This window comes from Novipirellula caenicola (assembly GCF_039545035.1).
GTDB classification, from domain to species: domain Bacteria; phylum Planctomycetota; class Planctomycetia; order Pirellulales; family Pirellulaceae; genus Novipirellula; species Novipirellula caenicola.
The window spans coordinates 14,298-37,824 of the sequence record NZ_BAABRO010000015.1 but is presented as its reverse complement, the minus strand read 5'-3'; the positions used below and the strand labels follow the sequence as shown (position 1 = coordinate 37,824).

The following is a 23,527-nucleotide window of genomic DNA, read 5'->3' as shown; positions in this document are numbered from 1 at the left end:
ATGAACGAGACAGGAATATTTAGGCGGCGCAAGCTGCCGCATATCGATGTCGAAGGCAAACCGTATTTCATTACGGGATGCCTTGCGGGAAGCCTGTCGGCCGTCGGCATGAAGCGGATCAAAGCACGTCGCGACGAATTGGATCTGCGACCAAAGCCGATCGACTTATCGGACCAACAGTGGGAGATAAAGAAGCACAAGTTAGTGTTCAAGCTGGTCGACAGCTTACTTGATGGTGATACTCCCGTTCGACACTTTGACGACGATAACGCAGCAGAAATAGTTCAAAACGCTTTTCTACACTTCGCAGACGAACGCTATCGTTTGTTGGGCTTCGTTGTGATGCCAAGCCATCACCATTGGCTGTTCTTGCCAGACGAACATTGGGCTGCGGAACAACTGTCTGCTTCAAGTCGCAATCACACGCCACGGGAAATCATCTCGCACAGTGTCCAAAGTTTCACAGCAACTCAATGCAATCGAGTGCTAGGACGATCAGGAACATTTTGGCAGGGCGAGACGTTTGATCATTACGCTCGAGACGAAGCTGAAATGTTTCGCATTATTGAATACATCGAACAAAATCCGGTTGCTGCAGGTCTTGCACAGCGGCCTGAAGACTACAAGTGGTCGTCCGCACGCATCCGCTCCAAACTCGGTCTACAGCAAGGCGATCCGATCCCTAAATCCATTTAGTCATGCGGGTAGGCTTCCCGCATGTCATCAAACATTGAAATATGGATTGGAAAAGGAAAAGAAGAAGAGATAAAGCCGAAGACAGGCTGGAAGCCTATCCCACACTTGCCTATCCCACGTTGGACTGTTTGATGGTGTCGACGAGGCTTTGCACTGCGGGACTTAACCGACGTCCTTTCTTCCACATGAACGCAATCTGCCGCTCACCGAGATGCCGACGCAATGACTTGACCACTAACCGCCGACACAACTCGCCATTGACGCGACCAGCCAACACGCCAACCCCCAACCCGGCTCGGACACACGCGATCGTAAAACCACTGTTGTCCGTTTCCGCAACCACGTTTGCCGTCAACCGTTCGCGGTGCAGCGTGTGATCCAGTGCGTCGCGACCGTGTGTCCCAGGCCGCGTCACGACAAGGTCGTGCTTGACCAACTCGCGGAGCGTGCAGTTGCTCGAACCGGCAAACGGATGCCCCTTTTTACAGATCGCTAAAAACTCGACCAAATAAGCAGGTTCGAAATGGATCAATGGCGAGGCCTTCTCGTGCTCGGGCTCGAGCGTTAAAGCCAAATCGGCTTCTCCCGACAAAATCAGCTCTTCGGCAACTTGATTGTTGCCTTCGCGCAGCACCAACGGATTATCCCAAGCTTGGCGAAATTGCTGCAGCGGATTGGCGATCTCTTCCATCATCATGCGGACGCCCGCCACGATCGTGATCGGTCGCGAATCCCCCTGTTCGTCCGCGGCAAGATCAAAGGTTGAATCCAAACCGGCTAACAACTCGGTGACCTGCGTGTACAACTTCGCCGCCATCGCCGTCGCAACCACGCCTCGACCTGATTTCTCGAACAAATCCGTTCGATACAAACGCTGCAACGTTTGAATGTGTTGCCATACGGTCGGCACCGAAAGCTCCATCTCGCGTGCCGCTGCCGCATACCCTCCGCGTTCATAAACACACCTAAACGTCTGCAGTTGCTGAACACTCAACTCGCTGGCACGTGACCGGGAACCCGAGGAATGCTTCATCGCCAAGATCATTAGTTATTTATAAACGAACGTTTTGAAGTATTTTATTTTAGCGAACACCAACTTCCATTAGAATCCCATAACGTCAAAGAAACTCCCCCTCGTGACGTTCAAGTCTGCACCCTGGATCCCCCATGACCGAGTCCGTCGCAACGCGACAACGATTCCTGTTAGTGCTGTTGCTGTTTCTACATACAGTGAACACCTACATGGACCGCGTCTGCATTTCCGCAGCCAAAGGGCCGATGCAATCGGACATCAGCGGTTTGTCGGACCAAATGATGGGCTACGTGTTCGGCATTTTTGCGATCGGTTACGCGCTGTTTCAAATTCCCGCAGGGATGTTTAGCGATCGTGCGGGACCGCGACTCGCACTGACCATCGTGGTGATCGTCTGGAGTGTGTTTACGGCATTGACCGGGGCGGTGTTTACCGCAATCAGCTTACTCGTCGTCCGTTTTTTGTTTGGAATGGGCGAAGCCGGTGCTTACCCCGGTGCCACGCGAGCGTTGTACAAATGGTTGCCTGCGAAGGAGCGTGGTATCGGACAAGGAATCTTCCATTCCGGAGCCCGTGTCGGTGCGGCACTATCGTTGGTGGTGATGCCGGCGCTAATCGATTGGATCGGATGGCGATGGACGTTTGTTGCCAACGGCTTTGTAGGGTTAGTTTGGGGAGGCGTTTGGTGGTATTGGTACCGCGACTCGCCCAGTGACCATCGGGGGACGAACCAGGCCGAGGTCGATTTGATCGCAACCGGCATCGCAGAACAACAATCCACACCGCTGAACATTCCCTACATCCAAATTGTGACGTCCGCGAACGTGTTGTTGGCAATGTTTCAATACGCGGCAAGCAACATTACTTTTTTCATCAGCATCACGTGGCTGCGTCCTTATATCGAAGAACGCTGGGGCAGCCAGGCGGCTAATTTGTCGGCACTTCCGCTGTTGGTCGGCGCCGTTGCACTGTGGCTCTCCGGCACCTTGGTGACGCTGCTTCATAAGCAGGGCATGCCGGTCCTGTCGCGGCGAATCCCGGCGATGATCGGATTTGCCTTGGGGGCAATCGGACTGTTGTTGTGCACGCAGACGGCCGATTCAGAAACCGTTTGGCCGCTGATCCTCTGTTTTTCAATCGCGTTATTCGGAGTCGAAATGACACTCAGCCCCAGTTGGGCTCTTTGTATGGACATCGGTGGTGACCGCAGCGGTGCGGTTTCAGGTGCGATGAACATGGTCGGCAACATGGGCGCCGCGTTGAGCGCCGTTGTGTTCCCGTACTTCGTCGCCAAGGTAACGATGCCCTACTTCGCTCTCGAAACGGGGACTGCAAATTCGTTTTTTGTATTCGCTGCAACGATCAACACGTTGGCGATGTTGGCTTGGTTGTTCATGAATCCGCTGCGACCACTGCGTGAATTGTCCGCAGGAAAATTGCGACTACGGCTAGCGAGCTTCGCGGTCATGATCGTGGTGGTGATCGCGGCCTTGATCTATACCAATTTTCTGATGCGGTAAACGAACATGGCAGAACCGAATAATCCGAAACGCGGGGTCGCAGTGGGAGCGGGCTACTTTAGCCACTTCCACTACGACGCATGGAACCGCATCCCCGCCGCAGCGATGGTCGCAGTGTGTGACGTCGATCGCGAAAAGGCGAACTCGGTCGCTCGCGAGTACAAGATCGCTAGCGTCTACAATGACGTCCAGGCGATGCTCCGAGCCGAACAACCTGACTTTATCGACATCATCACGCGGCCGGATTCGCATTTGAACTTGGTTCGCATCGCGGCCGAGGCGGGCGTCGATGTAATCTGCCAAAAACCGCTGGCACCGACCATCGACGAGGCGGCTGAATTGGTTGACGTCGCTGACGCTGCCGGAATCCGTTTGATGGTCCACGAAAACTTTCGCTTCCAACCGTGGTATCGTGAAATGTCGCGTCTGGTCGAAACCGGCATCGTGGGCGACACGATCCACTCACTCAGTGTGCGAACGCGGATGGGTGACGGATGGCAGGCGGATGCCTATCAAGCTCGCCAACCTTACTTTGCTACGATGCCGCAGTTGCTGGTGTTTGAAACCGGCGTGCATTTCATCGATACATTTCGATTTCTGGGCGGCGAGATCGAGGGTGTCTTTGCGTCGTTACGACGGCTAAACCCTAACATTGTCGGCGAAGACACCGGGATCATCCTGTTTGAATTTGCCAGCGGTGCACGTGGCCTGTGGGACGCCAGCCGCTATCATGAATCCGAAGCCGAAGATCCCCGCTACACGTTTGGCGAATGTTTGATCGAGACCGATGGCGGATCGATTCGATTGGCCAGTGACGGGCAGATCACGACTCAGCAACTTGGTCATCCCGCGCAGCTTCATGCATACGAGCATCGTCGCCGCGGTTTCGCCGGCGACTGCGTCTACACGACGCAAAAACATTTCATCGACTCGCTATGCAATGCGACGCCATTTGAAACCAGTGGCAAGGAATACCTGAAAACCTTGCGAGTCCAAGCGGCGATCTACCAGTCCGCCGAAACGGGATTGCCCGTTCGAGGACTTGCTACCGGAGACGGCCATGCGAATCATTGACCTGACCTTGCCGATCACCAACGACATGCCCGGTGTCGATAGTTCGCCCGCCAAGCGAATCGAAACCCATGGCTGGAACGCCACCACGTTGACGCTGTACTCGCATTGCGGCACGCACATGGACGCACCCTGCCATTTCATCGACGGGGCGAAGACGATCGACCAACAAGACCTAAGCGTCGTCGTGGGCCCAGCAATCGTCGTCAACTTGGCACCGGTCACTCCAAAACAATTGTTGACCGTCGACGATCTTGGCACCGCTGCAAACCGAGTCATACCGGGTTGCCGGTTGCTGTTGCGAACCGATTGGCACAAACGATACGGCACCGCGGAATATCGCAACGAGCTGCCTCGTATTTCAATCGAATTGGCTCGTTGGTTGGTTGATCGCAAGGTCGGTTTGATCGGAGTTGAACCGCCGTCGGTTGCCGACGTCAACAACAAGTCCGAAGTCACCGAGGTGCATCAAACGTTGTTCCGTGGCGGCGTCGTCATCCTCGAGGGCCTGGCGAATCTAGACCAATTGACTCAAGACACCGTCCAATTGGTCGCGTTGCCACTGAAGGTTGTCGGTGGTGACGGCACGCCGGTTCGCGCGATCGCGATGGAGACGACTTGAGCGATGACGAACAAAACCAAAACGACCGCCGCGTCTGCATTGCTGGGATGTGTCGCCGACGATGTGACCGGAGCCACCGATCTTGCGATCAATTTGGCGCAAGGGGGAATGCGAGTCATCCAGTGGCTGCAGATTCCGACGCTCGAGGATCTGCGGGTCCATGAGGTCGACGCGATTGTGGTGGCACTGAAGACACGGTCCATCGCACCGCCGGAAGCGGTTTCGCAATCGATCGCGGCGGTCGAAGTACTGCGTGGCCATGGTTGCCGACGGTTCTATTTCAAATATTGCTCGACGTTTGATTCAACCGAACGCGGCAACATCGGCCCTGTGGCCGAAGCGATGATTGACGTGCTGGGCGTCGAACAAACGATTTTTTGCCCAGCATTTCCGCGTGCGGGACGGACGGTGTACCAAGGCCATCTGTTCGTTGGTGAGACGCTGCTGAGTGAATCGGGAATGCAAAATCACCCGCTTAATCCGATGCAGGATGCCAATTTAGTGAGATTCTTGTCGCATCAAGTCACGCGTTCAGTCGGACGGCTACGTTATCAAGAATTAGCCGACGCCAACTCCGCCGCTGGATCCCTGCAAAAACAACGTCGCGATGGAATCGCTCACGTGGTGGTCGACTGCGTGGAGGACTCGCAATTGCAAACGATCGCTACGGCGGTCAGCGACATGCCGCTTGTGACCGGCGGATCCGGATTGGCACGTCATCTTGGTGATGCGTATCGACAATCCGGTTTGATGCAAAACGATTACGCCACAAGCGTTCTACAATTACCGCTGGGACGCAGTCTGATTCTGTCGGGCAGTTGTTCCCAAGCCACCAACCGGCAAGTCGCCAAGGCGAAATCGTTCTGCAACACGTGGCAGCTTGATGTGCTGGAGATTGCTCGCGACCCCGGCGGGTACCAACGCCAACTCGCGGCGTGGGCCGAAGCGAGTGACGTTCATCGTCCGCTGCTAATCTATTCAACCGACGATCCCGACGGAGTCCGCCGCGTCCAGCAGACGCTTGGGGCTAGCGAAGCGGCTCAGCTCATCGAATCGTTTTTAGGCAAAGTCGCGGTCGAATTGACCGCTGATGTCGGCGTACGCCGGTTGATCGTCGCAGGCGGAGAAACGTCGGGCGCGGTGGTTCACAACTTGGGCATTCGAGCGTTAGCGATCGGCCCCGAGATTTGTGCCGGCGTCCCCTGGACCCGGTCGATTGGCGGCCCGCAGCTTGCGATTGCACTGAAATCAGGGAATTTTGGTGATGATAACTTCTTTCATACAGCGTTGGAGATGTTGGCATGAGTGAACGAGACCTTCGCGAGCGAATCGCCATGCACGGTCAATCGCTGTTTGATCGCGGCTTCACATGCGGCAGCAGCGGAAATATTAGCGTCCGTTTGCCTGACGGCATTTTAGTGACGCCCACCAATGTCTGTTTAGGCCGACTCGATCCTGACCGTATTTCGAAAGTGAAATGGGATGGGACGCTGGTCGCAGGCGACAAACCGTCCAAGGAAGCGGTGCTGCATTTGTCGATGTATCGTTCGCGAGAGAAAGACGATGCAATCGTGCATCTCCATTCGACTTATTCGGTGGCGGTTTCGTGTTTGCCGGACATCGATTCGGCCAATGTGCTTCCGGCGCTAACGGCCTACTACGTGATGCGTGTCGGAACGCTACCGATGCTGCCCTACTTTCCACCAGGCGATCAAAAGCTCGCCGCCGAGGTCGAGCGTGCAGCGTTGGACGCTCGCGCCGTCTTGTTGGCCAATCACGGCCCGATCGTTGCCGCCACCGATCTTGATAAAGCAGTCTACGCGACCGAAGAACTCGAAGAAACTGCCAAACTTTACTTACTGCTTCGCGATCGCTCGCCTCGTTGCTTGACCGACGAGCAATGCCGCGATTTGCACGAACGATTTCCATCCTAACGAATGACGAAGTTCCATGTTTGTTGTTGCTGTCCAATTTACGATCAAGCCTGAATTTGTATCCGCGTTCCGCGAACGGGTGTTAAAACAAGCGAGCGATTCACTTGCCAATGAAAAGGCTTGCCAACAATTTGAGGTCAGTATCGACCCCGAAGCGGACAACCAATTCTTCTTGTACGAAATCTATGACAATGCCGCGGCGTTTGACCAGCATCGTGCGGCCGACTATTTCCATGATTTTTCGGCTAGCGTTGGACCATGGGTCGAAAGCAAGTCGTTGAAAACATGGCACCAGATCTCGTAGCAAACAATCCACCTTTTCACATATCTAACGAAACAACAAGAAACAACAGATGACTTCCTATCGGATCGCACTTTTGCCGGGCGATGGTATTGGCCCGGAAACCATGGCAGCGACTCAGATCGTGCTCGATCGCATTGTCGCGGAATTCCCCGACATTCAACTCGATTGCCAATCGCATCGTGCGGGCGCGGAACTTTACCGCGAGACAGGCGAAACGTTACCGAAAAACGTGTTGGATGCGTGCTTGGACGCCGACGCGGTGCTGTTGTCAGCGATTGGACTGCCCGATGTGCGTCAACCCGATGGGACGGAGGTTCAACCGACAATGATGGTGGGACTGCGTCGCGCGCTGAACCTGCACTCGGCGGTCCGACCGGTAAAATTGTATCCCGGTGCGCCGTGTCCACTGAAACACACCGGTGCCGGAATTGATTTTGTGATCATCCGCGAAAACCTCGAAGGCTTGTTCGCCTCATTTGGCGGCGGCAGTATGGTCGGTGACGAAGTGGCCACCGACACGTTGGTCGTAACCCGCACGGGAACATCCAAAGTCGTCGATTACGCATTCCAATTAGCATCGCGCCGCAATGGTCGGCCGCGTGACGGCAAACGCAAAGTCACGTGTGTCGACAAGGCAAACGTGTTTCGCAGCATGGCGTTCTTTCGCAAAATCTTTCATGATGTTGCAGCAAAATATCCCGAGATCGATCATGATGCGGTGTATGTCGATGCGATGAGTTTGTACATGGTGCAAAACCCGTCTGATTTTGACGTGGTTGTGATGGAAAACCAATTTGGTGACATTTTGTCGGATTTGGGCGCCGGAATCGTCGGCGGTCTTGGGCTGGGGCCATCGGCCGAAGTGGGTGACCAACACGCGTTGTTCCAACCCTCCCACGGCACCGCCCCCCAGCTCGCTGGCAAGAATGTCGCCAACCCGCTCGCCACCATTTTGTCGGCCGGCATGATGTTGGATTGGCTCGGTCAAACTCGCAACGATGCCAACTGCATCGCCGCAGCAGTCGCTGTGGAGAATGCAGTCGCCGAAGTGTTATCGCACGGCCAAGTGCGAACGCCTGATATTGGCGGCACGTCGTCCACGACCGACGTGGCAATCGCCGTCGCCGATGCGATCGTTGCTTCGGTTCGCAGCGACGCTTAAAAACAATTGGCTCGGTTCGTCTGACGAACTTGCGTTTTGATCGCGGAGCGATCAACGACAATAACAAAACAATGCTGATGACAGGCTAGAAGCCTATCCCACTCTCCTGATTCTGCCCCCACCCACGAGGATTTGTCCATGAGTCGCTGTTTCCATGTGCAACTTGCCCGTTGCATGACTGTCTTGCTAATCGCGTGTACGCCATCGTTCAGCTCCGCTGCGGACCCCGTGTTCAAAGAAGTCGACGGACTCGTTGCAGTCGAAGCGGAACACTACGTCGAGCAAACGTTGACGGAAAAGCGTGCTTGGCACCTGACTTCGTCCGAGACCACTCCGGATATCACCCCCGATGGTGATCCGCCGCATGTAGTCGGAGCCAGCGGGGATGCTTACCTCGAAATCCTGCCAGACACTCGGCGGACCCATGCTGATAAATTGATCCGCGGGACCAACTTTGCTCCCGAAGCAGGGAAGATGGCGGTGTTGAAATACAAGGTCAATTTCTCGACGCCAGGCAAATACTACGTTTGGGTACGCGCCTATTCGACCGGCAGCGAAGACAATGGGCTGCACGTCGGGATCGATGGCCAGTGGCCCGAAACGGGCCAACGTTTACAGTGGTGCGAAGGCAAAAACGGATGGCGTTGGGAAAGTAAACAACGCACTGAAAAACAACACTGTGGCGAACCCTACAAGATTTTCCTGGACGTTCCATCTGCGGGCGAGCACACGATCGCGTTCTCGATGCGTGAGGACGGGTTCGAATTTGACAAATGGCTCATGACCACCGATCGCGAGTTCACTCGGCCTGACGATGCGGGTCCGACCTCGGAACTTCACTCCGGCAGCATTCCGACAACACCGCCTGCTGCAAAGCCGTCACCAAAATCCGACGCGGTCGCTCAATCCGACGCCAACAACGGATTGTTTCTACCTGCGAAATCATTCGACATTCAAAACGAAACGTTCTATGTCGATCGTGGCAAATGGCTCGCGATTGATCCCGATCAACGCAAACACGCAACGGCCGACACGACATTCCAGTTTCCCACAGGCACCTACAACATCACGCTGCATGCGATCGGTGAAAACGATGGCAAGTCGACGTATCGCGTTGAAGTGGACCGAGAACGGGTAGGCGAATTCACCACGGTGCTGAGCAACCAAACCGCCGAAGATGCCGTCAAGTACCGTAAAACCTGGAAAAACGTCGCGATCACCGATGGTGCGATCATTACGATCAAGGCGACCACAGGTTCCGAAGATGGCAAGGAATATTCGCGTGCTCGCTGGGCTGGCATCACCTTCACTCCTGCTGACGCGGCGACTCGCAAACAAGCCAAACCGCATCTCGCCAAGCAAGCAACACAAACAGACGAACAAACCGTCGCAGCGAAACCAAGCCCCACACAACCCGTCAGCGACTTGCCGCTGATCCTGCCTCGCGGCGACAATGGCGATGCGAGTGTGACGGTTTCGGGCGAACAGAAACAGTGGCACAAGATCACGTTGGATTTGCAGGGTCCGTTTGCACACGAGCAGGACAATTCGCCGAATCCGTTTACCGATTATGCGATGTCCGTTTCGTTCAAACACAGCGACGGCACGACTTACACCGTCCCCGGCTACTTTGCCGCGGACGGTAGCGCTGGTGAAACCTCTGCCGAAGCAGGCACGACGTGGCGAGCTCATTTTGCACCGGATCGCACGGGCCAATGGAGCTACACGGTTTCGTTTCGACAAGGTCCGCTGGCCGCCCTGGACACCCAACCGGCGGGCGATGCAGTGGCTCCTTACGACGGCAAATCGGGTCAGTTTCAAGTCGCCAAAAGCGATAAGCAGGGTCGCGATTTGCGTGGCCTCGGACGTCTCGATTATGTCGGCAAACACTACCTGCAATTTGCTTCGAGCAAACAGTACTTTTTAAAGGCGGGTGCAGATGCTCCGGAAACGCTGCTCGGCTATGCCGACTTTGACAACACCGTCGCAGGCAAACCGAGCAAGGTGCCGCTAAAAACATGGACTCCGCACATCAAGGATTGGAAATCGGGTGATCCTACGTGGCAAGACGGCAAAGGCAAAGGATTGATCGGCGCAATCAACTACCTTTCCGGAAAAGGCTGCAACGCATTCTCGTTCCTGACGTACAACGCGGGTGGTGACGGCGACAACGTTTGGCCATTCATCCAACGCAACGACAAGTTGCATTACGACTGCAGCAAATTGGATCAATGGGGCATCGTGTTTGATCACGCCACTGCCAAAGGCATGTACTTGCATTTCAAGATGCAAGAAACCGAAAACGACGACAAGGTTCCCACCTCGCTCGACGGTGGCGATCTTGGTGTTCAGCGGAAACTTTATTGCCGCGAGTTGATTGCCCGGTTTGCTCACAACTTGGCGTTGAACTGGAATCTCGGTGAAGAGAACACCCAGTCCACAGCCCAGCTGAACGCGATGTTGGCATACATCGACGCGTTTGACGCCTACGACCACAACCGCGTGTTGCATACGTTCCCCGGCCAACAGGATTCCCAGTACGAACCACTGCTGGGTGACAAATCAGCACTGACCGGAGTGTCACTGCAAAACAGTGGGATCCAAGACACGCATTGGCAAACGGTAAAATGGGTCGAAAAATCGAAGGCTGCCGGGAAACCATGGGTCGTCGCGTTTGACGAATCCGGGACCGCGGCGCATGGGCAATGTCCGGACCTGGGATACCGCGGCTTCGACGGCCACGACAGCAAGGGCAAGATGACGTACACCCAACACGAAGTCCGCAAACAAACGTTGTGGGGGACGTTGATGGGTGGCGGTGCCGGTGTGGAGTATTACTTTGGATATGCCTACGCCGAGAACGACTTGGTGTGCGAAGATTGGCGAAGCCGTGACCAGAGCTGGGACTATTGCCGGATCGCGATCAACTTCTTTCACGAGAATGAGATCCCGTTCTGGGAGATGTCGCCTCAAGATGCATTGGTTGGCAACGAGAAGCACAAGAACACGCAGTTCTGTTTGGCCAAACCCGGAGAAAGCTACGTGGTCTATCTGTGCGATGGCGGCTCAGCCGATCTTGATCTCAGCAATGCAAAAGGCGAATTTTCGGTGCAGTGGTTTAATCCACGCAGCGGTGGTTCGCTGCAAAGCGGTTCGGTCAAAAAAGTCAGTGGCGGCAGCAGCGTCAATCTTGGCGAAGCCCCCAGCGACGAAGACCAAGACTGGGCCATCATCGTGCGAAAGCAAAAGTAGCATTGGCGTTCCAGAGTGTCATTGCTGCAGCTCAAGTCTCGATGACAACACCTTCGATCTCCCCGTGTTTCCAACGCGGCATTCACGGGGAGATAACGATCAAACCCCGAAGCGTGATCGCTTGTTGGTTTCACCACAAAGCGAACCGATGTTCAGGGGCGAACGGCGGCGAAGACAAAGCGGCGAGATTCGCAGGCGGCGCAACGGGGCTAAATTGGTTCATGATTTGCATCGAACAGCAGCCATCCACGCTCTGGCATGCCCCCACGCTCTGGTGAGCGTAGCGACGCGATGAACTTGACGCCTCCGATCGCTTCACAGCGTTGTGAATGGGGGGGCGTGCTGCGACCGCTTACCTGACTGCTCTTGCTGCGGCGAAAGCACGCGACTAGACTGAATTGTATGAAGAGTCCCCTTTTTGCCGTCATGCTGATCGCCCTCTTGTTGGCGTGTCCAGTGCGTTGCCTTTCGTGTGAAGCGAATGCAGCGGGGGGCAACGAGTCCGCACCGACCGTGTGTTCGTGCTGCCCTCATGCCGAGGACGCTCCTACATCGGATCGCTCGAACCCGTCGTCCGAGAGTGAATGTGATTGTCAAAATTGCATTTGTGAAGGCGCGGTGCTCGAATCGGGTGTCGAATTGCCCAACACGGCAAGCATGATCGTCGATTGGATTTCGGTCCTGCAAATCACTGTCGCCGATCCGAGCCCTCTCGATGCTGTACAGCGGCAGACACCGTGCAAGTACTCGCCCTACGGTCGCGCGGCACGGATTGCGCACCAATCTTGGTTGATTTGATTCAACCCTCTTTCGGATACCGCCTGCAATAAGTCCTTGGTGCTCGCGTAGCTGCCATTGACGTCTGCTGCAGGAATCTTCGCAAGCTTGATGGCATAGTCATTGGCACGAAATACGTAGGTTTTCTGGCGGTGTAGCGTTAGCCTGGACTGCTAAAAACATTGAGTTTACATCGTAGTGGGGGCGATTTTTTTCCTTTCGGCCTTTACTGCAGTTACCTCTCCCCCAACAAAGTTGGGGGAGAGGTGCCAGATAAGCTTCGTAAGCCAAAATTGCATCAACACCAAAGACTTTGTCGTCCATTGTGATCCGCCCAGTCTGGGTTCGAGCGTACTGAAACGCTTCAACCGGACTAAATATTACAACCTTCCAACACTTCAACACGTCCAAACATGCTTCTTCCCTGGGAATACGGCGTTCGCAATCTGGCTCGGCGGCCACTGCGTACTGCATTGACACTCGTTGCTCTGGCAACGGTGGTGATGCTGGTGTTTGTCGTCGTGGGATTCATACGTGGGCTGGAACAATCGTTGGCGGTCAGCGGCGATCCCGATGTGGTGTTGGTCTACTCGGTGAACTCCGAAGAAAACATCGAAAACTCATCGATCGCCGCTCGAACCCCGTCGCTGCTGGTCGCAAGCTTGGATGGAGTCGCGAATCGATTCGGAGTGACATGCGTTTCACCGGAACTGTACCTGGGGACACGAGTCAAAACCGCCGATGGATCAGGCGGGCTGGGGTTGGTACGTGGCGTGAAGTTATCCGCGCCACTGGTCCGTCGATCGGTCCAACTAATACAAGGCGATTGGCCCGAGGAAGGGGAAGTGATCGTGGGGCGGTTGGCCACGGCAAAATTAGGCAGCACCGAGACCGCGTTAAGCGTCGGAGAAACCATCGAGTTCGAGGGGCGATCCTGGGTCATCAGCGGTCGATTCGCCGCCGGTGGTTCCGCTTACGAATCCGAGATTTGGTGCCAGCTCGAAGATTTCCAAATCGCCACCAAACGTCAAGACTTGAGCCTCGTTGCGATGCTGCTTTCCCCCGGCAATTCCGCTGCGGAAGTCGAACTGTTTTGCAAAGAACGGACCGATTTGGAACTACGCGCGATCCGCGAGACCGACTACTACGCAACGCTGCAACAACATTACAAACCGGTCCGGGTGCTGGCGTGGTTCGTTGTCGTTTTGGTTTCCGCTGCGGGAATCTTCGCGGGGCTGAACATGATGTACGGAGCCGTGGCGGGACGAGTCCGAGAATTGGCGACGTTGCAAGCGATTGGATTTCGGCGTCGCGCCATTTTAATCAGCTTGATTCAAGAAGGCGTGCTGTTGGCGGCAGCCGGATCACTGCTGTCCGGTGCCATCGCGTTGACGATGCTTAACGGAATGGCCGTGCGATTCACCATGGGAGCGTTCACGCTGCGAATCGATAGTGTCGCCATCCTGATCGGATGTGGAGTGGGTTTGATGCTAGGCGTGCTGGGCGCGTTGCCACCCGCGATCAAGGCATTGAAGGCCGAGGTCGCCACAAGTTTAAAGTCCATTTAACAAGTGTTTGTTTTCTACAAAATCGAAAGGTTAGAAATGAAATTGATGTTCAGTTTAGTAGGTCTCTGTTTGCTGATCGCCGGCTGCAATCCTGCGACCGACACAGCGGATCAATCCGCGGCGACTTCGGCAGCGAATTCGCAATACCTCAGCACCAGCGAACCAGAAGGCGCGATCGCTGTCGGCGACGCTCGCCAAAGTGTGAAAGACGACGAAGCTGTCACGCTGGTAGGACTGATCGGCGGCTCGAGCAAACCCTTTGTCGATGGGTTGGCGGCGTTCACCATCGTTGATGCCAAAGTACCCTACTGCGCACCCGACGAAGGCTGTCCAACGCCATGGGATTACTGCTGCGAAACCGATGCGGTCAAAGACAACATCGCAACCGTGAAAGTTGTCGATGAAGACGGCAAGCCGGTCGCCAGTGACGCAAGAGAGCTACTGAACGTCAAAGAATTATCCACCGTCGTCGTACAAGGGACTGCGAAGCGAGATGATCAAGGAAACTTGACCGTCGCGGCTAGCAAGGTCTACGTCCGCGCCGAGTAGACAAAAGTGGGAATCCAGAGAGAGAGGGAGAGGGGGAGAAGAGGAGAGAGGGAGCGAAACCGCCGCCACTCTCCCTCTCTCCCACTGCCTACTTGACTACAAAAAACACGATGCCAAATGACACGCAGCCAACTTGATCTCAGCCAACTTGCAATGGATCGTTCACCTCGTGGTGAAACGCAACCAGCCCGTTCGCAGCGGAAACGCTGGGTCTCGCGGTACGTCGTGCCGATCGGGATTCTGGTTGGGTTTGTGATCCTGCTGGGGGCTGCGGCCGGTCGACGTTTAATGCCTCGCCCATCGGTGACGGTCGTGCCGGTGATTGTCAAACGAACCGAACTGCAACCGTCGGGTACGCCGCTATTTCAAGCCGCAGGCTGGATCGAACCGCGGCCAACCGCGATACGTGTGGCGGCGTTGGCAACCGGAGTGATCGAATCGCTGTTGGTGGTCGAAGGACAACAAGTCACCAAAGGCGAACCGATTGCAAACTTGATTGCAATCGATGCAGAGCTAAGTGTCGAGCAAGCAAGAAACTCGCTCGCCATCCGCGAAGGCGAACTGAGCCGCGCCATTGCGGAGCGAGATGCAGCAAAAATTCGATTGAACAATCCGGTCCACTTACAAGTTCCACTGGCGGATGCGCAGAGCCGGTTGGCCAATGCAAAAACCGAACTCGCAAAACTGCCGTTCCTGATCGAAGCGGCTGAAGCTCAAGTCAAATACACCCTCAGCAGCATGCAAGGAAAACAGGCTGCCGAATCCGCGATTGCCGGCCGTGTGGTCCGTCAATCCGAGAGCGAATATGCGGCGGCGAAAGCCAATCTGCAAGAGCTACAGCAGCGTGTCCCCAACATCGAACACGAAGTCGACGCGTTACAAGGCAAAGTCGACGCGTTGCAACAGCAGCTCGAATTGTTAGTCGAAGAACGACGACAACTGCAGGAAGCGGAAGCCAAAGTCGCCTCGGCCATCGGAATGCGAGACGAGGCAAAACTGCGACTGCGGCAAGCCGAATTGACGCTGCAGCGAAATACGGTGCTGGCGCCGATGGATGGACGAATCCTTAGTTTGATTGCTTCGCCCGGCACCCGGGTTACCGGGCTAGACGGTCCATCGGGGCAAGGCACAAGCACGGTCGTCGAAATGTACGATCCCGAGCGACTGCAGGTACGCGCGGACGTGCGATTGGAAGATGTCCCGATGGTGACTCGCGGTCAAAGTGTCGAAATCAAAACGGCCTCGTCCGACGCGGTGATTCACGGCCGGGTGCTACAAACGACAAGCTCGGCAAACATCCAAAAGAACACACTCGAAGTAAAAGTCGAACTGATTGATCCTCCGGCAACGGTCAGCCCCGAAATGTTGGTCACCGCAACGTTTTTGTCACCAGCGATCGCAGAGCCATCGAGCGAGTCACTGCAAAGCGAGCGAGTGTTTGTGCCCAAGCAATTGGTCCAATCGAACGACACGGGCTCGTTTGTGTGGATCGTCGACTTTGACGAACGTGCTCAACAGCGCAGCGTCGAGATTGGCAGCCCTACCGCCGACGGATTGGTCGAGATCCAAGCGGGATTGAACGTGACCGACAAATTGATTGCCACGGGGCTAGATGATTTGGAACCGGGAACTCATGTCGTGGTCCGCGGCGAAGCCCAATCGATCGGAAATTAGAACGAACATAGAACGAAATACACGGATAGCAAAATGGCACTGGTGCAATTACGAGGCGTGAGCAAGAGCTTTCGCAAAGGCGACGAGACAATCACGCCACTGGACAATATCGATTTGGATATCCAAGCAGGCGAGTTCGTTTCGTTGATGGGACCAAGCGGGACCGGCAAAAGTACGCTTTTGAATTTAGTCAGCGGCATCGACAGCCCTGATTCGGGAACCATCGTCGTTGATGGGACGGAGATCACCCGACTTTCTCGCAGCAAACTTGCGGATTGGCGAGCCGGCAACTTGGGTTACATCTTTCAAACTCACAATCTGATTCCGGTATTAACCGCATACGAGAACGTCGAACTGCCCACGCTGCTGCTGAAACTGACGTCGAAGCAGCGTCGCGAGCGGGTTAATTTGGCGTTAGAGGCGGTGGGGCTGAGCGATCGAGCCGACCACTACCCACGTCAACTCTCGGGCGGCCAAGAGCAACGTGTCGGCATCGCCCGTGCGATCGTGGCGCATCCCAAAGTCGTCGTTGCGGACGAACCGACCGGCAGCCTGGATACGGAAACGAGCGAACAGGTCCAAATCTTACTGCAACGACTCAACAAAGAACTCGATATCACGATGTTGATGGTCACGCACGATTCCGATGCCGCAAAGATTGCATCGCGACAAATGATATTGGATCGTGGCAAATTTCTTGAACCGGAATCGACCGTCTCGTAACGGACGCAATACCTATGATTACTTACGTTCTAAAAACGCTATGGCGTCATCGCACACGAACGCTGTTGACCGTCACCGGCGCCGCCGTGGCCATGTTTGTGTTTTGCTTCGTGGGCTCGGTGCAAGAAGGATTGCGGCGATTGACCAGCGGTGCGGATGCAAATCGCAGCTTGATTGTTTTTCAAGAAAATCGATTTTGCCCCACGACCAGCCGGTTGCCGGAGGATTATTCCAGAAAGATCAAACAGATTCCGGGCGTCCGCGACGTGATGCCGATTCAAGTCTGGACAAATAACTGCCGCGCGAGTTTGGACATTGTGGTTTTCAACGGGGCGGATCCCCGGCAGATCCAATCCACCCGTCCGTTGTCATTGATTGAAGGCAGTTGGCAGCAGTTTGCTTCCCAACGCGATGCAGCAATTATCGGCCGCAACATCGCACAGCGTCGCGGATTAAAGACCGGCGACCAATTCTCGATCGGCGACATCTCGGTCAACGTCGCTGGCGTTTTTTCGTCAACGGTTCCGTCCGAAGAAAACTTAATATACACCAGTTTGGCGTTCCTACAGTACACTCGCGGATTGGATGCTGCGGGGTTGGTGACGCAACACGAAGTTTTGCTTGACGAGGATGCCGATCCCGACCGCGTTGCCGCAGACATCGACGAAACGCTACGAGCCGGGTCGGTCGCGACCAAAACGCGTCGCAAAGGCGCGTTCCAGGCGAGCACGCTGTCGGACTTGGTCGATTTGATCGGCTTCGCTCACTGGCTGGGCTACGCCTGTGTCGGTTTGGTGTTGTCGTTGGTGGCGACGACCACGGTGATGAGTGTTCAAGACCGAATCAAAGAGTACGCGGTGCTGCAAACCATCGGGGTACGTCCGCTGCGAGCGATGCGTTTGGTGCTGGCCGAAAGCACACTTTTGTGTCTTGTCGGCGGGATTGCCGGCACGACGTTGGCATTGGCCGCACTAGGGTTGGGGGGATTCGCGATCGGAGCCGAAGGAGCGACGATCGCGTTCAGACCATCGATTAGCCTAGCCATTTCCGGAACCCTCACCTCGCTCGTCGTCGGCGTGGTTGCCGGGTTTGCTCCAGCCGTCCAGGCCGCCACCGTGCCGATCGTCAACGCACTAAGGCAAGCCTAGCTAATATGGGAGGAGGTAAAAGTGACTTTGCAATGTGCTAGCTTGCCATAGATCTCGTAACGTAGCCTACGCATCCAGCCTGGGAACCACAGCAAACCCAGACAGGAAGCCCAGACCACGCATTCCGGCGTTGCATCTGCTACTACTTAAACAAGCTACGACGGAAGATCATCCCTTGTCCTCTAAACGCAACGAACGCGGTCGCCGCTAAGAGCAGCCACCGCGTTCGCGAAAAACATAATCGAGATCTCAGCGATTCAACGTTATTGCTGCGAATCAAATTGCGCAGGCTGGATGCTGAACGTCTCGCCGCCGATTTGTACCTGTTCGGCTAAGATCACTCGGTGCTCTTGTGCTCGCACCGGGACGCCTCGAAAGGTGACTTTCGTCGACGGCTCGACTTTGAACTTGTAGGTAGTCGTAGGACCAAGGTCGACAAGTTGGCGTTCGCCATCGATCGCGACCACGGCAATGTAGTGATCGGCCGAACCAATTGGAGTGCTCTTGATATCGACAATCTCACCCGTCAAGTTCAACCCCATCGCTCGGTCGACTTCGATACTTTGTCCACCCTCGATGCGGAACGTATCGGCGATGAGCAGCTGTTTTTCACCGATCGTCTCGTAGACACCGACGGCGCTGATCGAGTTGCCGACTTCGACATGTTGACCACGAAGTGAATCGACAGGGCCAAGGTCGATAGCGAGTGTAGAGTCCCGCTCGTCATTAATACCGACCAAGAGGTTATCGCTTCCGTTTACCTTCGCTTTTTTCGTAAACGCAATTTCGCCTTCGACACTGTGCCGACGTGCATCCTCGGGACCGCGATAGGTATCGCGAGCATTTTGATTGCGATCACGATCGACGCGTGGCTCGCTGGCCGTATCGGAGCTCACTTCGACTTGGACCTTCGCATCCGCATTTCCATCGCTGTAGAAATCATAGCGATCATACTCGTCATAGCGTCCGTCTTGGTCACTGTCGCGATAGTAGGATCGTGAATCATAAACACCATCGCTGTCCGCATCGAAATAGCGGATCGCACCGGCATAGCGATCGTCGCTTCGCTGGGTGTAGTAGGTTGGGACATAATTATAGTAGTCGTAGAACCAAGTATTCTGCGGCGACTTGTCCCGATACCCGAATTGCCCATCGCCGATCCGAGTCGCAGCGTCGACCGTTTGACCAATCGCATTAGCGGCTCGTGCCAAAGGGGCAACACCATTTTCTCGGATCCACGGATTTAGATTTTGCCACGTTCCGGGCGAATAGTAGTCGGCTCGATTGACTTGGCGTTGCAGTTGCCGAGCATTGCGATCAGCGCGACGTTCGAGCGCCCGTTGCGTTTGAGCTTGCACGGGCATGGTCGTCAGCGCTGTCGTGACCGCGGCGCCCAACAATAGAGTTCGTTTAAGTGTCTTCATTCGTTGTTACCTTGTTGATTGTGTTGCTAAGTTATTGAAGAAGAGAGAAATCCAAATTTTCAAAAAAAACGTCCACACCCCCTTCGGTGAAGGCAGTGCGGACGTTGATCGAGTTACGTTTTAGATTTGCGACTATTCTTGAGTCGCGTTGTTTTTGGCGGCAGCTTGGACTCCGGTTTCAACATCAGCCGAACCGTCTTGGCCAACGCCAGCTGCGTTTGCACTTTCCGCGTTCAAACCACCCGCGTTTGCATTGCCGGCATCGACGTTGCCATTCACCGCAGCATCCGCTCCGGCTTGAACGTTAGCGTCGGTGTTTTGATCCGCCGAAGGAAGAGCCGGTGCCGAGAATTCTTCTTCTTGGTTACCGGTTGCATTGTTTTGCATGCTTTCGTTTTGCATGGCTTCGGGGGTGTTCACCGCATCGCTACTTTGGTCGTAGCTTCCATAGCCAGCTTGGTAGCTGTCGTTTTGGGTAGCGACATTGTCAAAATAGACACGTTGTCCACCGACACAGATATATTCGCGACCGCTGGCATCGTGACGCAACGTGTGAACGACACCGCTACCGGAATGACCGCCCATGTAAGAGCCGGTACCTGCATAACCGCTCGAGTAGGCAGTTCCGCCGTACGACGAGCCATACTGGTTTCCATAAACTTGGCCACCATGGTAGCCGTACGATTGGCCGCCATAACCATAACCTTGGTTGTAGCTATGACCTTGACCATGGAAACCTTGTTGGTTTTGACCGTGGTAATAAGCACCCTGGCCATTGACGCCAACCGAGTTTTGGACGTTGCCGTTCACTCCGGCTTGGTTCTGTGCGTTAAGCGATTGCGACGATTGAACGTTCGCATTGACACCGTTCTGGTTGTTTACGTTGGCTTGGCCATTCACACTCGCTCGGCCATCGACGCCGACTTGACCATTGGTGACACCTCGCTGAGTGCCTCCGTTGTTCCAACCATCGGTCGTCGCACCTTGAATACGATCGACTTGGTTGCCAGCTTGCGAGGCGGCGGAGTTCGCTTGATTGCGAACACCATTGACAGCATTTTGAGTTGCATTTTGAGCTCGTCCGGCAGCGTTTTGTGCTTGTCCAGCAGCACGGTCCAACGCGCCCCCGACTTGTGAAGCGGCATTGCCTGCGATGTCTTGTGCTCCGACGACGGCACCGGCGGCAAGGGCGCCCAAACAAGCTGCGGCAGTAAGTAGTTGTCTCATGTTAGTTTTACCTGAGTTGATAGAAGGGGAGGGGGGAGAAAAGCAGGGACACCACACGCGTTCTCCTGCTTTGATCGATCACTTGTACGAGGAACAGCGAAAATGCAACTCGCGCGCCGAACCCGGTTGTGATCACCTCGAAATGTGCCTCGCGGTTCGTATTTCCCGCTCTCAGTTTGCTTGTCAACTGAAACCGAGGAAATAAACCGACCAACGACAAACGGCGTGATCGATTTGAGACCACTGCCGCAACGCAAATTGATTGATCGTCAATCGAACCGAGCGGGGAATCATGACAACCACAGCGACGACCGGCCGCCACGGCGAAACTGAAAATCATGTACAATCGGCCGATACAAGATGGGCGGTTTCACCGCCCGCCATATTCACCCCTCTTTGCCTGTACCCGTTGTGAACGCTGAAACGATGGACGGAGAAGACCCGTTCCAAACCCAGCCGAGCCAGACGCAGACTGAAACACGAGGCCGCTACCAGTTTCGCCGTGCCCTCGCCGTTGGCGGACTCGGGGTCGTTTCGATCTACTTTGATACCGAACTGAATCGGGAAGTCGCACTCAAAGAGATCCGCGAACAATGTGCGGATGACCCGCGGCATCGCGACAGCTTTTGTGCCGAGGCCGAAGTCACCGGGCTGCTCGAACACCCAGGCGTGGTCCCGATCTACAGCATGGGCACCGGAGTGAACGGACGCCCGTATTACGCGATGCGGTTGATCACCGGCAGCGAGCTACGGAATCACATCAAACAATTTCACGAAGCGGTCACAGCGGGTAAGGAATCGTTTGTTGGGCCTCGATTGCGGCAACTGTTGCAGCGATTGATCGACGTGTGCAATGTGCTGCACTATGCCCACAGCCGAGGCGTGCTGCACCGCGACTTGAAATCCAACAACGTGATGCTTGGCCGCTACGGCGAAACCTTGGTCATCGATTGGGGACTGGCGAAAACCACGGGCAGCAGCGAAGTCGAATACCAATACGAATCCACCCTCGCTGCGACCGAATCCCTGCCCGAGTCGCCTGTGTCCGTCAGCAGTTCAAAGCTGGACGATACGCGAGTCGGCACTGCGATGGGCACGATCGCCTACGCGCCACCCGAACAGCTCAACGGGCGAACGCAAGACATCGACAGCCGTTCGGATTTATACAGTATCGGGGCGATGTTGTACGAGATTCTGACCGGCGATCCCCCTTGCAAAGGCATGAGTCTGACTCAAGCACTCAAGGCCATCGAGTCGGGATCGATTCCCGCCGCCATCGAGGTGCAAAAATCAACGCCTCGTTCGTTGAACGCAATTGCTGCCAAATCGATTTCGCGATTGCGTGAAGATCGCTATCAAAGTGCGGCGGAATTGCGAGACGATTTGCAGCGATGGCTCGATGACGAACCGGTACTGGCCTATCAAGAGTCAAGACTCGAGCGTCTGTACCGCTGGAAACGACAACACGAAACGTTTGTGCGATGGGCAACCGTTTCGCTGATCCTGTTAACGTTGACCAGTTTGTTCGCGGTGCACCGCATCAACCAGGCTCGCAAGCAACAGCAGCAAGCTCGTGGTGAAGCGACTCAATTGTATAAATTGGCGCGCCAAGCCACCGACCAATTGTTGACTGGGGCCAGCGAACGATTGAAAGAGGTCCCCGATGCGACCGATGTGCGTGAACAATTGCTCACCGATGCTGCCGAGTCGTATCAACGCATGGCAGAGTTCCCTTCACATGAACCCGAGCTGCGTCGTGAATCCGCCGCAGTCTCCTTTGAACTTGCCAAAGTGCAACGCGAACTCGGTTTGATCCCTAACGCACTGGCATCGCTCGCCAATGCAAGCAAAATTCTGCGAGAACTCGATACCAAAGAAGATCACCGCATGTTGGCGCGGGTGATGATCGAGAAAAGCCGGCTGCATGGCGACCAAAATAACACGGCCGCAGCGACCGAAAGTCTGTCACAGGCGTTGCCGATCGTGGATCAGGTGTTGATCGATTCGCGGTCTTCGGCCGACGCGTTATTGCTGCGTGGACAAACAATGATTCAAAAAGGGATCATTGCATTTGACGAGCAGCAGTGGTTGCCGGCGGTTGAATCATTTGAATCGGCAACTCGTTCGCTACGCGACGCGATGGACAAATCGACTGAGCCCACGTTGACGCGAGACATTCGGTTTGAATTGACACGTGCACTGAACAACGAGGCACTAGCGCGGTTGGAATTGATGTGGTCCACACAAACCAACGACAAACGGATCGCGGATCGTTACCAAGACGCAATCGAGCAAGCTCGTTGGCTGGTGACCCGTGATCCGAACGATGTTGCGGCGGCAAAAGAATACGCGTTGTTGCTGAGAAATTATGCCGAACATCTGCAGTTGGATGTGCAGGACATCGACGGAGCGAAATCGTTGTTCTCTGAATCGATTAAATTCTTTTCAGGCATGGTGGAAAAGTATCCTGCGATCCCACAACTCAAAGAGCGGCAAGTGTTGGCGTTAACCGGGCTTGGCAATTTGCTGATCGACCAAGGCGATGTGGAGGCGGCGATTTCGCAGTACGAACGTGCCGTCAAGTTAGCCGACCAAATGTTACTACAAAACTCCGTCCAGCTTTCGTTTCGTCGTTGTGCCGCGCAGGCGCATTTGGCGCTGGGAACATCGTTGGTGCCGAGCAAACCCGCAGCCGCAGCGGCAAGTTTACGCAAGGCAATCGAAACGCTACCCAAAACGAATGAAACGCTCGATTGGGCCGACGAAATCCGCCAGAATGCAGAGCAGGCGCTCAAGCGTTTGGATACGATAGAAACGTCCTGATCTGCCGGCGACGCTGCGTT

At 55.2% G+C, this 23,527-nt stretch carries 19 protein-coding genes; 16 read left to right on the top strand and 3 right to left on the bottom strand.

The annotated features are described in order from the left end of the window. Positions 1 to 696, top strand: a complete 696-nt coding sequence (locus tag ABEA92_RS23450; protein ID WP_345686799.1) for a hypothetical protein — start codon at positions 1 to 3, stop codon at positions 694 to 696. 109 nt (positions 697 to 805) lie between these two features. Here the strand turns inward: ABEA92_RS23450 and ABEA92_RS23445 are convergent, their stop codons facing one another. After that, positions 806 to 1,729 (bottom strand): LysR family transcriptional regulator, encoded by a 924-nt coding sequence (locus tag ABEA92_RS23445; protein ID WP_345686797.1) that lies wholly within the window; start codon positions 1,727 to 1,729, stop codon positions 806 to 808. A 134-nt stretch (positions 1,730 to 1,863) separates the two neighbouring features. Between ABEA92_RS23445 and ABEA92_RS23440 the strand changes: the two genes are divergently transcribed. The 14 genes from ABEA92_RS23440 to ABEA92_RS23375 all read left to right on the top strand — a co-directional run bounded on the left by ABEA92_RS23440 (position 1,864) and on the right by ABEA92_RS23375 (position 18,033). Beyond that, a complete protein-coding gene (locus ABEA92_RS23440; RefSeq protein ID WP_345686795.1) occupies positions 1,864 to 3,249 on the top strand; it encodes an MFS transporter in 1,386 nt (461 codons plus the stop codon). A gap of 6 nt (positions 3,250 to 3,255) precedes the next feature. Next, entirely contained in the window at positions 3,256 to 4,323 is a 1,068-nt protein-coding gene (locus ABEA92_RS23435) for a Gfo/Idh/MocA family protein (RefSeq protein WP_345686793.1), read from the top strand. Next, the gene (locus ABEA92_RS23430; protein WP_345686791.1) at positions 4,310 to 4,942 is read left to right on the top strand and encodes a cyclase family protein; all 633 of its coding nucleotides are present in this window, start codon (positions 4,310 to 4,312) and stop codon (positions 4,940 to 4,942) included. Before ABEA92_RS23435 ends, ABEA92_RS23430 begins: the two co-directional genes overlap by 14 nt. Before the next feature lie 3 nt (positions 4,943 to 4,945). Next, positions 4,946 to 6,247, top strand: a complete 1,302-nt coding sequence (gene otnK / locus ABEA92_RS23425; protein WP_345686789.1) for a 3-oxo-tetronate kinase — start codon at positions 4,946 to 4,948, stop codon at positions 6,245 to 6,247. Further along, positions 6,244 to 6,876: a 3-oxo-tetronate 4-phosphate decarboxylase gene (gene otnC / locus ABEA92_RS23420; protein ID WP_345686786.1), complete on the top strand. Its 633-nt coding sequence runs from the start codon at positions 6,244 to 6,246 to the stop codon at positions 6,874 to 6,876. Before otnK ends, otnC begins: the two co-directional genes overlap by 4 nt. A gap of 16 nt (positions 6,877 to 6,892) precedes the next feature. Beyond that, positions 6,893 to 7,180 carry a putative quinol monooxygenase gene (locus tag ABEA92_RS23415; protein WP_345686784.1) on the top strand — a complete coding sequence of 96 codons (288 nt, stop codon included), beginning with the start codon at positions 6,893 to 6,895 and terminating at the stop codon, positions 7,178 to 7,180. Positions 7,181 to 7,229: 49 nt separating this feature from the next. Beyond that, positions 7,230 to 8,342 carry an isocitrate/isopropylmalate dehydrogenase family protein gene (locus ABEA92_RS23410; protein WP_345686782.1) on the top strand — a complete coding sequence of 371 codons (1,113 nt, stop codon included), beginning with the start codon at positions 7,230 to 7,232 and terminating at the stop codon, positions 8,340 to 8,342. A 138-nt stretch (positions 8,343 to 8,480) separates the two neighbouring features. Beyond that, on the top strand, positions 8,481 to 11,594 hold the full coding sequence (locus ABEA92_RS23405) for a DUF5060 domain-containing protein (protein ID WP_345686780.1): 3,114 nt from the start codon (positions 8,481 to 8,483) through the stop codon (positions 11,592 to 11,594). 402 nt (positions 11,595 to 11,996) lie between these two features. Continuing rightward, on the top strand, positions 11,997 to 12,392 hold the full coding sequence (locus tag ABEA92_RS23400; protein WP_345686778.1) for a hypothetical protein: 396 nt from the start codon (positions 11,997 to 11,999) through the stop codon (positions 12,390 to 12,392). A 392-nt stretch (positions 12,393 to 12,784) separates the two neighbouring features. Then, positions 12,785 to 13,939: an ABC transporter permease gene (locus ABEA92_RS23395; protein WP_345686776.1), complete on the top strand. Its 1,155-nt coding sequence runs from the start codon at positions 12,785 to 12,787 to the stop codon at positions 13,937 to 13,939. A gap of 36 nt (positions 13,940 to 13,975) precedes the next feature. Beyond that, positions 13,976 to 14,488 carry a hypothetical protein gene (locus ABEA92_RS23390; RefSeq protein ID WP_345686774.1) on the top strand — a complete coding sequence of 171 codons (513 nt, stop codon included), beginning with the start codon at positions 13,976 to 13,978 and terminating at the stop codon, positions 14,486 to 14,488. A gap of 117 nt (positions 14,489 to 14,605) precedes the next feature. Further along, positions 14,606 to 16,162 carry a permuted SH3 domain-containing protein gene (locus ABEA92_RS23385; protein ID WP_345686772.1) on the top strand — a complete coding sequence of 519 codons (1,557 nt, stop codon included), beginning with the start codon at positions 14,606 to 14,608 and terminating at the stop codon, positions 16,160 to 16,162. Between the two features lie 33 nt (positions 16,163 to 16,195). Then, positions 16,196 to 16,885: an ABC transporter ATP-binding protein gene (locus ABEA92_RS23380; protein WP_345686770.1), complete on the top strand. Its 690-nt coding sequence runs from the start codon at positions 16,196 to 16,198 to the stop codon at positions 16,883 to 16,885. 14 nt (positions 16,886 to 16,899) lie between these two features. After that, the gene (locus tag ABEA92_RS23375; protein WP_345686768.1) at positions 16,900 to 18,033 is read left to right on the top strand and encodes an ABC transporter permease; all 1,134 of its coding nucleotides are present in this window, start codon (positions 16,900 to 16,902) and stop codon (positions 18,031 to 18,033) included. Positions 18,034 to 18,296: 263 nt separating this feature from the next. Here the strand turns inward: ABEA92_RS23375 and ABEA92_RS23370 are convergent, their stop codons facing one another. Beyond that, positions 18,297 to 19,457, bottom strand: a complete 1,161-nt coding sequence (locus ABEA92_RS23370; RefSeq protein WP_345686766.1) for a hypothetical protein — start codon at positions 19,455 to 19,457, stop codon at positions 18,297 to 18,299. Positions 19,458 to 19,589: 132 nt separating this feature from the next. Next, positions 19,590 to 20,684, bottom strand: a complete 1,095-nt coding sequence (locus ABEA92_RS23365) for a hypothetical protein (RefSeq protein ID WP_345686764.1) — start codon at positions 20,682 to 20,684, stop codon at positions 19,590 to 19,592. Positions 20,685 to 21,095: 411 nt separating this feature from the next. Between ABEA92_RS23365 and ABEA92_RS23360 the strand changes: the two genes are divergently transcribed. Beyond that, positions 21,096 to 23,507 (top strand): protein kinase domain-containing protein, encoded by a 2,412-nt coding sequence (locus ABEA92_RS23360; protein ID WP_345686762.1) that lies wholly within the window; start codon positions 21,096 to 21,098, stop codon positions 23,505 to 23,507. Positions 23,508 to 23,527: the final 20 nt, after the last annotated feature.

What these genes read in the sequence shown, in the direction of transcription:
- ABEA92_RS23440 (WP_345686795.1), top strand. Translation starts at nt 1,864, where the DNA reads ATGACCGAGTCCGTCGCAACGCGACAACGATTCCTGTTAGTGCTGTTG.
- ABEA92_RS23405 (WP_345686780.1), top strand. Translation starts at nt 8,481, where the DNA reads ATGAGTCGCTGTTTCCATGTGCAACTTGCCCGTTGCATGACTGTCTTG.
- ABEA92_RS23430 (WP_345686791.1), top strand. Translation starts at nt 4,310, where the DNA reads ATGCGAATCATTGACCTGACCTTGCCGATCACCAACGACATGCCCGGT.
- ABEA92_RS23445 (WP_345686797.1), bottom strand. Translation starts at nt 1,729, where the DNA reads ATGAAGCATTCCTCGGGTTCCCGGTCACGTGCCAGCGAGTTGAGTGTT.
- otnK (WP_345686789.1), top strand. Translation starts at nt 4,946, where the DNA reads ATGACGAACAAAACCAAAACGACCGCCGCGTCTGCATTGCTGGGATGT.
- ABEA92_RS23375 (WP_345686768.1), top strand. Translation starts at nt 16,900, where the DNA reads ATGATTACTTACGTTCTAAAAACGCTATGGCGTCATCGCACACGAACG.
- ABEA92_RS23395 (WP_345686776.1), top strand. Translation starts at nt 12,785, where the DNA reads ATGCTTCTTCCCTGGGAATACGGCGTTCGCAATCTGGCTCGGCGGCCA.
- ABEA92_RS23415 (WP_345686784.1), top strand. Translation starts at nt 6,893, where the DNA reads ATGTTTGTTGTTGCTGTCCAATTTACGATCAAGCCTGAATTTGTATCC.
- ABEA92_RS23365 (WP_345686764.1), bottom strand. Translation starts at nt 20,684, where the DNA reads ATGAGACAACTACTTACTGCCGCAGCTTGTTTGGGCGCCCTTGCCGCC.
- ABEA92_RS23410 (WP_345686782.1), top strand. Translation starts at nt 7,230, where the DNA reads ATGACTTCCTATCGGATCGCACTTTTGCCGGGCGATGGTATTGGCCCG.
- ABEA92_RS23380 (WP_345686770.1), top strand. Translation starts at nt 16,196, where the DNA reads ATGGCACTGGTGCAATTACGAGGCGTGAGCAAGAGCTTTCGCAAAGGC.
- ABEA92_RS23385 (WP_345686772.1), top strand. Translation starts at nt 14,606, where the DNA reads ATGACACGCAGCCAACTTGATCTCAGCCAACTTGCAATGGATCGTTCA.
- ABEA92_RS23390 (WP_345686774.1), top strand. Translation starts at nt 13,976, where the DNA reads ATGAAATTGATGTTCAGTTTAGTAGGTCTCTGTTTGCTGATCGCCGGC.
- ABEA92_RS23450 (WP_345686799.1), top strand. Translation starts at nt 1, where the DNA reads ATGAACGAGACAGGAATATTTAGGCGGCGCAAGCTGCCGCATATCGAT.
- ABEA92_RS23400 (WP_345686778.1), top strand. Translation starts at nt 11,997, where the DNA reads ATGAAGAGTCCCCTTTTTGCCGTCATGCTGATCGCCCTCTTGTTGGCG.
- ABEA92_RS23370 (WP_345686766.1), bottom strand. Translation starts at nt 19,457, where the DNA reads ATGAAGACACTTAAACGAACTCTATTGTTGGGCGCCGCGGTCACGACA.
- otnC (WP_345686786.1), top strand. Translation starts at nt 6,244, where the DNA reads ATGAGTGAACGAGACCTTCGCGAGCGAATCGCCATGCACGGTCAATCG.
- ABEA92_RS23435 (WP_345686793.1), top strand. Translation starts at nt 3,256, where the DNA reads ATGGCAGAACCGAATAATCCGAAACGCGGGGTCGCAGTGGGAGCGGGC.